At 35.7% G+C, this 15,568-nt stretch carries 6 protein-coding genes; 2 read left to right on the plus strand and 4 right to left on the minus strand.

All coding sequences use genetic code 11. The features are described from left to right. Positions 1-43 precede the first annotated feature (43 nt). Complete coding sequence (locus tag WJR50_RS07215; RefSeq protein WP_341292570.1) at positions 44-1,432, minus strand: flippase; 1,389 nt, start codon at positions 1,430-1,432, stop codon at positions 44-46. Next, positions 1,429-3,786 carry a GumC family protein gene (locus WJR50_RS07220; protein ID WP_341292571.1) on the minus strand — a complete coding sequence of 786 codons (2,358 nt, stop codon included), beginning with the start codon at positions 3,784-3,786 and terminating at the stop codon, positions 1,429-1,431. The genes WJR50_RS07215 and WJR50_RS07220 overlap by 4 nt, the downstream gene beginning before the upstream one ends. Before the next feature lie 683 nt (positions 3,787-4,469). Here WJR50_RS07220 and WJR50_RS07225 point away from each other — a divergent pair. Both WJR50_RS07225 and WJR50_RS07230 read left to right on the plus strand, forming a co-directional pair. Further along, the gene (locus WJR50_RS07225; RefSeq protein WP_341292572.1) at positions 4,470-5,399 is read left to right on the plus strand and encodes a glycosyltransferase family 2 protein; all 930 of its coding nucleotides are present in this window, start codon (positions 4,470-4,472) and stop codon (positions 5,397-5,399) included. Between the two features lie 65 nt (positions 5,400-5,464). After that, a complete protein-coding gene (locus tag WJR50_RS07230; protein WP_341292573.1) occupies positions 5,465-6,442 on the plus strand; it encodes a hypothetical protein in 978 nt (325 codons plus the stop codon). Positions 6,443-6,601: 159 nt separating this feature from the next. Here the strand turns inward: WJR50_RS07230 and WJR50_RS07235 are convergent, their stop codons facing one another. After that, a complete protein-coding gene (locus tag WJR50_RS07235) occupies positions 6,602-11,224 on the minus strand; it encodes a right-handed parallel beta-helix repeat-containing protein (protein WP_341292574.1) in 4,623 nt (1,540 codons plus the stop codon). A gap of 503 nt (positions 11,225-11,727) precedes the next feature. After that, positions 11,728-15,009: a right-handed parallel beta-helix repeat-containing protein gene (locus WJR50_RS07240; protein WP_341292575.1), complete on the minus strand. Its 3,282-nt coding sequence runs from the start codon at positions 15,007-15,009 to the stop codon at positions 11,728-11,730. Between the last annotated feature and the right edge of the window lie 559 nt (positions 15,010-15,568).

Here is a 15,568-nt window from a genome sequence, read left to right on the forward strand (position 1 = left end):
CACTTTCCATATTTGAGACTTCATTTAATGAATAAGCTTATTTTCACTTTACTACTTGATATTCTTTTCCCCCAAGAACAGATTTGATTTGCTTGATTACTCTAGGTATAAGACTAAAAAGATTCAGTGAGCTTACTATCATTTTAACTTGTCCCCTGTAATTAGCATTAATAAATAAAGGAGCAATGATAACATTAGAAGCAACTGTAATTAATGTTGCCATAGCTGCCCCAATAATTCCATATGCAGGAATCATGAAGAAGTTGAGCGCAATATTCACTAATGCTCCACTCCCTTGTATAAATACTCCAAACCTTTGTTGCTTTTCTATTACAGCCCATTTACCTCTGACCACGTTCATGAATCCAAAAACTGCAGACCATATATGGATAGAAAGTACTTTTCCTGTTAAGGAGTACTCAACTCCATAAAGAAGATTAATCAACCAATCTGACAAAAATGTTAAAGGAATTGCTACCGATAAAGATAATATGACCATAGAGTCATATAACATATGTAATTGCTCATCAAATAGCTTCTTTGATTTACTTTTAGTTTTTACAATTACAGGAAATACTGAGCTCATAATAATTGTAGGGATAAAATACCATACATCTGATATTTTTGCTGCAGCTGCATAATACCCTACCTCCTCATCACCTAGCATCTGATTGATCATTACCTGATCCACTTTGAGATGGACTGATACTACCAATCCCGAAATGATAATTGGCCAACATTCATTGAATAAATAGACAACAGCTTTCTTACTGAAACGCCAATTGACGATACTTCTTCCTTGCCGCTTATAAAATATCATGAGCACAGTAGAAGTAATTACATGCTCTAGCATATATACCAAAGCAAAATAAATTAAGGGTGCCTTTAGTAATATCAGTATAACTTTAACCGCTGATATGCTCAATAATGATGTAGTTCTGGCAACCGCTTCAAACTTTGACTGGACCTTAGATTGAAAGAAAAAACCAATGGTATCTAGTGACTTAAATAAAAGTCCTGCACCGATAATAAAGACAATAGTTCTAGTAGTAGCGTCCAGGTCCATCATTTGGCTTGAAAAGAAGACAATACCAAGCAATATTATACTTCCTCCCAATTTCATGAGAAATGCACTTCCCATAAAAGTATTATGCTCATCTTCATGCTCAACTAATTCTTTTACTAATACATTTTGTAAGCCTAAGTTAGCTATGGCTATAAAGAGAGCGATAAAGCTTATAGCAAAATTGAGAATACCATAATATTTAGGGCCTAGATATCGGGCTACGTATACTCCTACTGCTAGGGTAACTGCCAACATAATCATACGCTCAATAAATAACCATGACATATTAGCAGACACTTTCTTAAGCATCTCACTTTTCATCAGTTGCTTACCAACACGTCTAATTTTGCTTAAAAATGCTATCATACCTTATGATAGGAAATGATGTTTTTTCTGTAACCGTAATCATTATCTGCTACGCTACTAACACCATTATAGATTACATGTAGGTTATTCACTTTTCTTTTAGAAAGCATTTCCACAGTAGTTCTAAAAATTGGAGTAGTGGTTAGACCTTGCCTCGTAATTAATAAATTGATATCAAAAAGTGGCTCCATAAATAAATAGTCAGCCACATAACCTATGGGTGGTGTATCTACAATGATATATTGATAGCTTGACTTTAGCTTTGTTATTAAGTCTTGAAACTTTTTACTTTCAAGCAAGCTAGAAGAGTCTTTGAAATGACTACTACCTGCACTTATTAGGTCCAAATGCCCTACATTAGTCTGCTGGACAATTTCATGAAAAGAAGATTTATCAGTTATATAGTCAGAAACGCCTGGTGCCTGATGAGCATTAAAATACCCATTCAATTTGGGGCGGTGCAAGTCACCTGAAATAAGAATGGTTCTACGTCCGGAAAGAGCAAAGGAAACACCTAGGTGAGCAGTACAAAATGTTTTGCCTTCTCCCTCAATTGATGAAGTTACACCAATTATTTGCCCTGCCCCTTCACCATACAGTCGGTTCAAATGAAGTCGAGCAAACTTAAAGCTCTCACTCACCACAGGATCCTTAGAGAGGGTGGTTTTCTTTATATTTTTTCTGTCTAAACGGACAGTCTCTAAAACAGGAACTTCTGCTACTCTTTGAATATCCTCAAGACTATTTATGTTTTCATTAAACATATCCTTTACAAGAATCAACCCTAAAGGAAAAAACATCCCTGCAAAAATAGCTATAAATAACACCTTAACGGGATTAGGATAAATGGGACTGTCATCTATCACTCTAGCTTCGTCAATCATCATTTTATCACTAACACTAGAGGCAATTGCAATACCTGCTTCTGCCTTTTTTTGAAGCAAATAGTTGTAGATATTATCATTCAATATAAATTTTCTCTGAATGTCTACAAGATTACGTTCATTTTGGGGAAGGCGATTTAGTTGTCTTTCTACAGATTGTATATTTCTTCTAACTTCACTTAGTCCTAATTGCGTAGACTTGATTTGATTATCAACATTTTCTCTTAAAGCCTCTCGTGCATTCTCAATCTTTCTGTTAATTACCTTCAGTACGGGATTATTTTCATTGGAGCTATAACCTATAGACACCTTTTCGCTATTTAACTTTGAAAGCTCAATAATTAGACTGCTAAGAAGAGGGTCATCAATTCCCACCGAGGCAGGAGCTACTACATTGTCAAAATCTGTATCCTGCCCAAGATATTGAGCCATGTTCTTATAATATTCGTATTGAATTCTCAGTTTTTCTTCTTGTACCTCAAGTTCGCTAAGTCTTTTGGCTAGCCTTTCAGACTGCATTCCAATGTCAACCACATTATTACTCGTACGAAAGTCTTGCAGCGTACTCTCAGCATTTTTGAGTGAATCGGATACAACAGATAGCTGATTATCAATAAACTGAATAGTCTTTACTCCATACTGGTTCTTTGTTGCCAAATCAAAATCAATGTATGCATTAATTAAGGTATTGATGAAATCTTCTTCTTTTTCAATAACGGCTCCATTAGTACTTACCTCAATAATATTTGAGTCTTCAGTAAGCTTGATTATGCTAAGCTTTTCATGGTATTTTTTTACCACACTATTCTTGGAGTGAAGAATAAAAACATAATCTTCTCCTATTTCCATATGATCAAGACTACTTTTATCTAACCAAAAACTTAAATGCGGACTTCTTAAAGTATCACTTACAGATATTTCCTTTTCTATTTCAAACTGCTCAAGAGGCTCTTCACTTACACTCTCACCCAATATATCATAAAGGTAAACCTCCTCTGCCTCTACTTTCACAAGAAGTCTGTCTTCCTCTATTAAACTCAGGTGAACTGGGATTCCAATAGGCTGTAGGCTCGCTAGGTCAAAATTTACTTTTAGTTTATTGTATAGCTCCTCAGAATGCTGAATACCTAAGAAATGTTTATCGTGATAATAGGTAGTGGAAAAGTCTAGTTGGCTAATGGCTTTGTCAACCATGAAAAAAGATGAAAGCATTCCAATTTCATCGTCAATTTCTGAACTGCCCCCTAAGCTTGCCAAAGCTACAGTCTCAGAGTCCACTTGTGGTTTAGACTTCCGATCATTTAATTTCACGGTAGCTTTTACCTCATATAATTTGGTAGTAGTTTTGAGATAAACCAATGCAATACTTAGTGCCAGTACCAAGCCTGCAACAAAATAATACCACTTTTGCACACATTTTTGAATAATGAGCTTGAAGTTAAGGTTATCTTCTAAAAAGCTTGTTTTCATTATTTTTTGATTTTGAATTGAATGTTGACGTAACACAATCCTCTATTTTTACCCTCAATAAATTTTATCAAAACCATATAGAAGGCAGGATATTTTTTTGAACTTAAATTGTGAAGATCTAAATATTATTTACTATATGAATAAATTTTTATACTATGATGAGATATAATTTTGAAACAAACTGTAGTTAACTTTCCTAACCTCTTTTATTTAATTAACCCTACCTTATACTTTCTCCTTTTTGAGTATAAATTTGCTCATGAATACATCTTCCAATTTAAATAGACAAAATTTAATTTAGTATTTTTTCTATTTTGAATTGTCTTAAAAGCAAATAAAAAACTTGTCAAATAAATAATACCTTACATGCTTACCTTGCTCTTAAACTTACTCCTTATTCCTTATACTTGAATTACAAATAAATAGACAAATTCAAAATTAACGAAAATAATATTAAGAAAATCAGAATTATGTTAATAATTTTATAATTAATAGCTTTTAATTTTAGAACAAACCCTTAAAACTTAATGAGTACGTTTAGCTATAAATGAGTACTTTTTATCACAAAAACCTTACCTTTATATTATTTCTTAATATTCATTTAGTCAATCATCAAAAGTGGCAAAATCTTTTGAGTAACTCAGAAGTAAAAATTTTTTTATATCGTTTTCAAGCCTAAAAAAATGAAGAGCAGCGTTACAGAAGAACCTATTTTTGTTTCGGTTATTGTACCTGTTTACAACGACACCAAACGTTTAGCGCTATGTCTGGAGGCTCTACAAAGTCAAAGAAATAAGCGCTTTGACTTAAAGTATGAAGTAATTGTAATCGATAATAATTCAACAGAAGATGTAAAAAATGTTTGTGTTCAATACCACGTACAGTATCTTCATGAAAAAAAGCAGGGGTCATATGCTGCCAGAAACAAAGGAATAAGAGAAGCTAAAGGAAAATATTTGGCTTTTACTGACTCAGATTGCATTCCTGATCCCTACTGGTTAGAAAATGGTATTAAGAGATTAATGGATAATCCTAATATAGGCCTAGTCGGAGGTAAAATTCAGGTTTTTGCTACCAAAAATAAAAAAACATTAGGCGATATTTTTGACCTTGCTTTTGCATTTCCTCAGCATCATTACGTACATGAAAACCACTTTGCTGCTACAGCAAATATGTTAACCACAAAAAACACATTCAATAAAGTAGGCCTTTTTAACCCAAATATGGCATCAGGGGGAGATTTTGAATGGGGACAAAAGGTTTTTAAGTTTGGACTGGAACTACTATATGCCCCTGAGGCTATCGTAAGGCATCCATCCAGAAACAGTATTAAAGCGATAATTTCCAAGAGCTATCGTGTCAACAGAAATTATAATAGTAAATACTACCCTTCTCTACCCTCTTCTAAGCAATTGTTTAAGTATATTTATGAGCTTATCGCTGTTTATATTCCTTTATCTCAAGCTTACAGAAAGTTAAGATCAGCAAATCCAAACTTAAAAATTTCTTTTTATCAACGTGTTCAACTCTTCTTCCTGCTTTTTTCAATTCATTATGTAAAAACTTTTTCTAAAATAACAGAGTGGATTAAACTCAGGGTAAAAAAACTGTAAGCCTTAACGAAAATAAGAAAATGATATATTTAATAACTGAAATGTTTCACCCTTGACCTTTTAAAATGAACCTAAATAAGATTATCGATAAAATATCCTCTAGAGAAGACATAATAGCTAAGCCGCCTGTACTTGTAGATATTGGAGCATCTAATGATATTAATCCAGTATGGAAAAAAATCGCATCCTTCTCGATCGGCTTAGCTTTTGATGCCGATGATCGTGATTTCGAGTTCATTGAAAAAGAAGATAAGCTTTTTAAAAAGCTATATGTTTTCAATAAAATTGTTGTAGATAAGGCTGAGTACAATGAAATGGATTTTTATCTTACTAAAAGCCCTTACTGCTCAAGCCTTTTAGAACCTAACTTAGCTAAACTTCAGCCTTATCATTATGCTGACTATTTTGAAGTCACTAAAAAGATAAAATTAAAAATTGTCGAACTCAAAAAAGTAGTTGAAGAAATAGGACTTGATTATATAGATTGGTTTAAAACCGATGCACAAGGAATTGACCTGAGGTTATTCAGCTCTTTAAGCACCCAAATGCAAAATAGGGCAATTATGCTAGAGTTTGAGCCCGGTTTAATAGATGCTTATAAGCAAGAAGACAAAGTAGTCGATGTATTAAATTACATGAAGGATAAAGACTTCTTCCTTCTTTCTCTGGATGTTAAGGGACCTTTTAGAATTACAAAGACAACATTTGATCATACCTTTAAAAACCAGATATCCAAAAAATTTGCTAAACATGGTTTAAAAAGAGTACCAGGATGGGCCGAAATGGCTTTTTTAAATGAGCTTTCCGGGCTTGAGTATACTTCCAGGGATTATATATTAGCTTGGCTATTTAGTACCCTACAGGAACATCATGAAATTTCAGCTGCCTATGCCAATCAGGGCTATGAAAAGTTTCATGAGAAAATTTTTAAGGAGCTTGAAAATTATTCATTTAAAGCCATTAGAAGCCAAGTATATAGTGTAAGCACCCTGTCTAAAGTTGGGAAGATTGCTCTTAACAAAATTAGATCAATTGTAAAGTAACCAACATTATATTCTTTATTTAAAGTGTCTGTTTTAGATAAAGCTTTTGTGTCTACAATAAAGGTGCACTTTTTCATTTAATATCGGCATATAAAAAAAAGGTAGACAGTCATGGGATTGCCTACCTTTATTAACAAAATCTATTTTTATTATTTCACTTTATTCTTTATAAATACGCATCTCTGCATATTTACTCTCTGAAGATACATGAAGGATGTATATTCCTGCCTTTAGTAAACTTAAATCAAGCTGCAAAGTATTAGAAGTATTGACCTGAGGATATTTTACTAATTCATTGCCTTGCATGTCAATAATCCTTACCGTAACCTGATCTAAGTTGGTAGTAAACTCAACTGTCTGATCACCCTGCGTGGGGTTAGGATAAGCATTAACTTCCAGAAAGTAATTCTCAATTTCAGTTGCCATAAATCTAAAATAACCTCCGCACTGTAAGCTCTCATCCTGTAAATACCCTTCCTGACAATCTCCATCTACATATATTCCTACGCCATAAGTTGTAGAAGCCTCTGTCTCAAATACCTCTCCATCAATATTGATTTTATCTACTCTTATTCCTGCATAAGGCTGATATTCACCATCACTTACATATACAAGCTGCACCTGAGAAGGCATTAGCTTAGCCCCTCTATGCTCATATACATATTCCTCAAAGATAGGGTCATATACATTTCCTCCAATGTAATCCCAACTCATTACTGCTTGACCATCTATCCTTAACTCCATGGTTTCATAGCCAGACTTACCTGCTGCATAAATAGTCAATGTACTGATTATCTCTTCTTCAGGCGCTTCTTCTCCTTTTATTCCTTCTGCTTGCACAGAGATGTTGTCAATATAAAAGGTTTCCAAAAAGGCAGAGGTTCTACTTTCTATTACAATCTCCAATGTTTCACCTTGAATACCTCCAGCTTCTATATGAATCCACTGACCGTCTTTTTCCAAATTGCCATTGTGTTCTAATATAGGCTGCATGCTTCCTCCATTAACCCGGTAATAGATATTAAGAAAGTCTCTAGCGGTACCTGAGGTCTCCATATCTCCAATTTCTTTAATATCTAAACTTACCTTTACACTTTCTGCTGTAGTAATATTGATGGGCTCAGTTGACCATTCTACAGTATTAGAATTCATTGATATGTATATACTTTCTTCTTTTATACCAAAAATTCCATTTTGATCATCTCCACTACTACTGAAGAACCAGGCAGTATTATCTGTTTGACTCAATACACCATTAGCACCTTCAAAACTTTCGTACCAAGGCAACGCTTGCACACTACTTTCCTCGTGTTCATCTTCTATAGTAATATTATCAACAAAATAGAACTCTGAATTGGCAGAGGTTTTTCCTTCTATAAAAATCTCTAAAGTATCCCCTGCAAGGCCTGATTTTTCAATATGTACCCACTCATTTTGAACATTAAGGTTTCCATCCTGAATTAAGAGAGGCTGCATTTCACCTTTATCTAACCGGTAATAAACTTTGATAAAATCATGTTGTGGGCCTTCAGCTTCCATCTTTCCAACTTCTTTTATGTCAAAGCCTATCTTTACACTTTGTGCTCCTGTAATATTAATTGGATAACTTGACCATTTGGTGACACTTGCATGCTGAGAGAAATACAAGCTTTCTTCTCTTACTCCGAACATTTCATCCTTTTCATGTGGTACCTGGCTAAAAAACCATGCAGTCGCATCCTGTTGTTCTAATAAATCATTTGCTCCAGCAAAGTCTTCCTGCCACGGCAAAGATTGTACAGGGCGTTCAACCTGATCCTCACTAACCTTCATATTATCTACAAAATAACTTTCGGAGTCTGTAGTAGTACGTGCCTGAATAATGATCTGAAGTTTCTTTCCTTTAATATTATTTTGTTCAAACTGATACCATTGATTCTCATGCTCAAACCCTCCGTACTTTTTAAGAATTGCCTGCAAAGGTTGTTCGTCAACTTTATAAAAAACATTGATGAAGTCTCCAGTAGCTATGTCATCTTCCATGATTCCAACATATTTGGCCTCAAAATTAATTTTAGCAGCAGGCTGACCTGAAATATTGATGGTTTCTGATACCCATGTCACATAACCTGCATCATTTATAGAGGAGGTTTCAGATAATCTTAGCATATCGTTTTCTACCTGAAATACGGCTTTGCTTGGCGTTACTGTGGATGCATCTAAGTTCCATGCTGTACTGCCAAAATCATTTCTGGTTTTCATAGGAAGTGAAAAATCTTCGTACCACCGCTCCACTGCCTCGTTGCTAAGGGTTTCTTTGACAAGAAAGGAGAATACCTTTTCACTTAACAGTATACCTTTACCTTCTGCCTCACTGTAAACCCTCACCTTAATCGTATTTTCTCCAATTGGTAAAGATGCAGATTCTTCTTCATGCAGTGAATAAGGTGCTGTATTATCAATACTATAGTTTTCAATATCATTAAAATCAAAAACTACACTGCCTACATCTCCTTCAACCTCTACATGTATATCCAGATCATCTAACACCAGTTCAGATTTATCCAGTTCTACAGTGTTGGTTTCTAAATCATACTCTTCAAGGGTATTTGCATTTTCTTTGTCTATCAAGTTAATGTCTGTAATCTCGGCTTTAGGTTCAGTATTACCGGTGCTGATTACTTCTATATTATCTAGAAAGTAAAATTCTGTATAGTCACTGTTTTTGAATTTTACTATTAATTCTAATTGCTTACCAATAATTTCTGAGATACTTACCTTGATTCCTGCACTTCCTATTCCACCCTTTACTTCTTTTAAAAGATAATCTACTCCATCTACTTTATAATATACTTTTATGTAATCGGGATTATACTTATCTTCTAAATCACCCTGGGAATATAACATTAAAGATAGATCAACTATTTGGCCCTCAATATTAACTTGTTCTGATCGCCAGCTTCCTTCTCCAACAGTTCCTCTTGCTTGCAAACGGCTGTCCATTACTTTAAAAGCTGCGTTACTGGACATGCTTCCTCTATCCAGATTCCAGGAGCTTCCGTCACTGAACCCATTATCATCAGTAGCTCCATCACTGGTTGTAAAAGTCTCTACCCAAGGTAAAATTCCTGTCTCGGGAGTGGGAGAATGGCTGATATCTGTTTGAAAAGCTCCCATGTCCACAACTACTCCACTTTCCCAACCCATTGCCTGGGCTATATCTTCAGGCAGTGGAGCACCCGACTTGATTGCCATTGAAGTAGATTTCAGATTAAAATTACCTGAAGCGGCATCTATAAAGAAAGGGTCATCACCTCCTTGTATTCCAAATCCATGCTGCTCATATCCTAATTTGGTTCTGAATTCCTGAATTGTCTCCAGCCTTTCCTCCACATTACACACATTATTATTGATTTTCCACCTAACGGCCAAACTTGGTTTTCCAGCAGTAGAACGATAATACGCATTATAATCCTGTTCATCTATAGCATAATCATCACACTCTTTTTTCTTCATATGATATAATGCAGACGGGTATTGGCTAATAAAAGCTTCGGATAGTATATTGTTCTTTATGACTGTATTTCTGGTAATATAGGGGTCGTTAGGATCTTTCTCATCGCCCCGAGTACTCTCAAATACATCTAATGCTATCTCATTATTATATAAAGTGTTATTATACACTTTTACATCTGAAGAGTTTGCCACTGAGATACCTGCTCCCAAAAACCTTTCATTCTTACCACTTTCTAGCACAACATTCCCAGCGATAATCACATCATCAGTGATCTCGCAGTGTATTCCATTACGAGCATTATTCTTAGCAAAATTATTAACCAATATAGATCCATTGCATTTTTCATCAAGCCAAAGGCCATTGGCATCATTATCTACAAATGAATTATTGCGTACCTCTACTTCTTTCGACCACAGAATTTTCACTCCAGCAGGGGACCAGCTGTTTCTATTGTATTTTTCTAAATTGTTGTTATTAAAACTGTTCCCAACCAACTTGACCCGGTCAGAATACGCTATACCTCCTCCTTGGCAAGCATTATAAGCAAATAAGCTATTTTTTAAAACGACATCATCAGCATGCTGTACTCGGATACCAGCTGCGCCGTTCCATACTACCTCACAATTTTCAATAATTGCACCTGGCGAGCCTATAAAAATACCCGCATCTGTATAATGCATCAGTTTTAGACCACGAATGTTGATACCATCCTCGGATACACCATAAGTATTTAATCCCCACCACTCGGCACTAATTTCCACTTGCTTACTTGAGGGGTCAGTGCCTATATAAACTACCTTACTTGTGTAGTCTACATAAAATTCTCCTGGGCCTACCTCGCTCAATGAGCTTACCTGCTTTTGAGATTGTCCATTAACGTACACCATATCACGATGATCGGCCATTGGATTCTCTATCCCCACTGCTCTGCCATCATCATTATTAGGTTTACCATACAGATCTAACCAGTTTCCTTTCCATACATTCCCTGAAGCTACCCAATCTCTTTTCACCTCACTACCTTTCAAAATCACATTTGCCCCTGGATAAGGTTGAAGGGTCATCCTGCGAGGAATAGTTGTACTATATTTACTAGTACGATAAGTTCCCTCTTTGAATACAATAGTTGTACCCCGGGGTGCTTTTTGCAAGGCTGTAGATAGTGCACAGGGGTTATTCTCTCCACAAGGTGCACTTCCTGTACCGTTTGGCGACACAAAGTATGCTCCGCTGGGTATACTATAATATGCGTCGTCCGTTCCATAACTACCACTAGGCTGAGCCATTAGTTGAGTAGTACAATAGCACATTAACAAATAACATGTAGATCTTACCCAAAATCTTTGAGTAAGTATCCAATCTTTGAAAGTAAAGTTCCTATTCATAATCACTCATTTATTTGTACTTTTCTAAGTATCAAATGAGCGACCACTTTGGGACTATTTTATTGTACTTTACCAGTATTATCTGAAATGTAATATCTAGGACATATCCCAGATCAGCTTACTGATAATGTTATTTTTAACAACTAACTATTTTTATAATAGCAAAATTTTATTCTTTTACAGTCTTCCTGTAAAAATTAATCTGAAAAATAAAACATTACGAATACGCAATATCTTACAATAGGCTGAATCAATTATTTAAGGTTTCAAATAACATTAAATAAACACAAATTGGATTTTTACAATATCAGAGATCAATCACTACTTAAAAAAATTGCATTTTTCCAATAAAAAAGCCAGCTCTTTAAGCTGGCTTCTATATAAAATATCGATCATTTTTATGGCTAATCTTTCTGCAGGCGTATACTTCGGATATTACCTGCCCCGTCTGCTACTCTCAATATATATATATTAGAAGGCAGGAAAGACAAATCAAGATAAATGCTTCCTTCACTGCTTACTTGATCTTTTCTAAATACTTCATTGCCTACATAATCGGTAATTTGTAGATTCACCTGATTATTCATTGCGCCTTTAATATTGATAGTAATATCATTAATGAAAGGATTAGGAGATATGCTAACTTCTAAAGGATTGGTATCAAGCATAGCGCTATAACTACTAGGAGATGCATTGTCTCTTACATTGAAGTTAATAGTTTTTTGATCAAGTAAAGTACCTTTGCCTCCTGCTTCGCTGTATGCTTTCATAGTAATCGTATGCGAACCTACTTTGAAGTACAATGTTCTGTATCCATCACCATCACCATTTAATGAATAAGGAGCAACACTTTCTACCTGATACCTTGATACACCATTATAATCAAAAACAATACTACCTACTTCCCCTGAGATATTGGCATACATATTAAGCTCAGTAGAAGGAAGATCTCTCAAATGAATAGTTTCACCCTCAGTAATTGAAGTGTAACCGCTGACCTTTTGTCCTGTGCTTTCCCTTACTACAGATATTCCATTTATTATTTCTCCGGATGGAGATGGAGATGGAGATGGACTTGGGCTAGGACTAGAACTAGCAGTTTCCTCACCTTTTACATTAAAGTTGATCTTTTTAGTGTCTAACAATGTCCCTTTACCATTTGAGTCGCTATAAGCTTTTATGGTTATTGTATTAGAACCTGTTTGCAGACTGAGGTTGCTGTAACTGCCACCATTTCCCTCTAAAGCATAAGGGGCATTGTTTTCCACTTGATAGGCAGAAGTTCCATTGTAATCAAATACCACACTACCCACAGTTTTGGATAAATTAGCATAGATATTAAGCCCTGTGGATGGAAGATCTTCCAAATGAACATTTTCTCCTTCTGTAATGTCAGTGTAACCAGGAACTTTTGCTCCTGTACTTTCTACTACTATTGACATACCTTCAATGATCCCACCTGAAGGTACAGTTGTGGTAGTTGAGGTGTTGACATTGACATTATCCAGAAAGTAAAACTCAGTATAATCACTGTTCTTAAATTTTACGATGAGCTGTAATACTTTACCTTTGAGATTAGAAGCTTTTACCTGCACCCCAGAACTTCCTAAGTTACCATTTACTTCTTTTACTAGTTTTTCCGAACCATCAATACGGGTGTAAACTTTCACATAATCTGAAGGATCTTCCAAATTACCTTGTGAATACAACATAAGCGATAGGTTCACTTCTTTCCCTTCAATATTAATTTGTTCTGAACGCCAGCTTCCTTCCCCTACTGCACCTCTAGCATGCAAACGGCCATTTTGCACATTAAATGCAGCGTTGTCTGACATATTGCCTCTATTCAGGCTCCAGGCACTTCCATCACTTAAACCATTATCACTGGTTGCCCCATCACTGGTGGTAAATGTCTCTTTCCAAGGAAGCCCCCCTGTATCCGGAGTAGGAGACTCACTGATATTTGTTTGAAATGCTCCAATGTCTACTACTTTGCCACTCTCCCAGCCCATAGCCTGGGCTACATCTGACGGTAAGGGAGATCCTGCCTTAATCGCCATTGAAGAAGATTTCAGGTTAAAGTTATCTGAGTTAGCATCTACAAAGAATGGTTCATTACCTCCTTGTATCCCAAAACCATTTTTTTCAAGCCCTAGCTTATTCTTGAATTCCTGTATAGTTTCAAAACGCTGCTCTTCATTACAATTATTATTTTTGATCTTCCATCTCACCGCTAAATTTGGGTCACCTGCTGTGGAACGATAATAAGCATTATGATCCTGTGCACTTATAGCATCATCACCACAATTTTCCTTCTTCATATGATACAAAGAAGATGGGTACTCGCTGAGAAATGCCTCTGATAAGATATTATTCTTTATTACTGTATTTCTGGTAATATAAGGGTCATTAGGATCTTTTTCATCTCCTCGCTCATTCTCTATGACATCTAATGCTAATTCATTGTTATAAAGTGTGTTGTTATACACTTTTACTCCTGATGAATTTGCTACGGAAATTCCCTTACCCAAAAAACTCTGATGCTTACCGCTTTCAAGGACCACATTACCTGCAATGATTACATTATTTGATATTTCACAATGTATACCACTGCGAGTGCTGTTTTTGACAAAATTATGAACGACAACAGAATTGTTACTTCTTTCGTCCAGCCAAAGTCCGTTAGCATCATTATCAACAAAAGAGTTGTTACGTATTTCTGCACTTCTAGACCATAACACCTTTATTCCTGAAGCTGACCAGCTATTTCTGTTATAGTTTTCATAATTGTTTTCTTTGAAGCTGTTGTCAATTACCTTAATACGGTCAGCATATGAAATACCTCCTCCCTGACAAGCATTATAGGCAAACAAATTATTCTTTAATACCACATCATCAGCATGTTGCACTCTGATACCTGCTGCACCATTCCATACTACCTCACAATTTTCTATAACTGTACCCGGTGAGCCTATGAAAAGACCAGCATCCGTATAATGCATAATTTTCAATCCCCTGATTGTAACTCCACTCTCTGCGAGATCATAAGTATTTAAACCCCACCATACTGCACTAATTTCTACCTGCTTACCTGAAGGATTAGTACCGATATAGACAACTTTGTTAGAGTAATCAACATAAAACTTACCCGCGCTCACCTGGCTTTTAGAACCCACTTGTTTTTGTGCCTGACCGTTTATATATACCATATCACGATGGTCTGCCATAGGGTTTTCGGAAGTGACGGCTCTACCATCATCATTATTAGGCTTACCAAATAGATCGTCCCAGTTTGTTCGCCAGGTATTCCCTGAAGCAGTCCAGTTTTTCTCTATTTCACTACCTTTGAGCACTACATCTGCTCCGGGGTAAGGCTGGATGGTTAAACGTCTCCTAATAGTGGTACTATATTTACTGGTACGATAGGTACCTCCTTTTAGCACAATGGTAGTACCACGAGGTGCTTTTTGTAAGGCAGTTGATAGCGAACAAGGGTTTCCTTCGCTACAGGGAGCACTCCCATTCCCATTAGGGGCGGCAAAATAGGCACCACCAGGAATACTATAATTCTTACTGACTGTACCATATTTCCCGCCTGGTTGTGCCGAAACTGTCAAAATGGGCAACCACATACACAGGGCAATGATAATGAGTTCGTAGTTTTTCGATTGTAAAGGAAAAATCATAGCTAAATTTAATATGAAGGATTACTTAAAAGCTTTGGTCATTTTTGATGGACCGTCAAAAAGTACTCCAACATCCTGTTAGCATCCGCCATATGTAGGAAAGAAGCAATAACTAAGCATAAATTATTTCCTCTACGATAATTTACTCCTTTGTTCCTTAGTCAATTCCTAATTATTCTACGGTAGTTGAAATAATGATATTCATATATAGCTTAGGGTACTTATTATATTGATAAGTAGCTTATCAAATTGAAAAACAGGCAATTGTACCTTTTACAAGGAATTTCGCATCAAAGTGCCATTGATGCATCTTGATTGATCTATTTGAAGATTTTCTATAAATCATTAACTGCAATATGCTTCCATATTTATTAATCCACACTTATATGGTTTAAACCAGCTTACTTACTTCCATTCATTTACACCTGAGTCATTTTACCCAGCACAGAGCAAATTCTCATAGAATATATATTAAGTAACTCTCTTGGCTTCTATTTAAATACTGGCTAAAAATACCTTGCCTAGCATCGTTACTGCCAAGAACTTTAAGATATAGCAA

The sequence above is a fragment of the Catalinimonas locisalis genome (genome assembly GCF_038039535.1).
Taxonomy (GTDB): domain Bacteria; phylum Bacteroidota; class Bacteroidia; order Cytophagales; family Cyclobacteriaceae; genus Catalinimonas.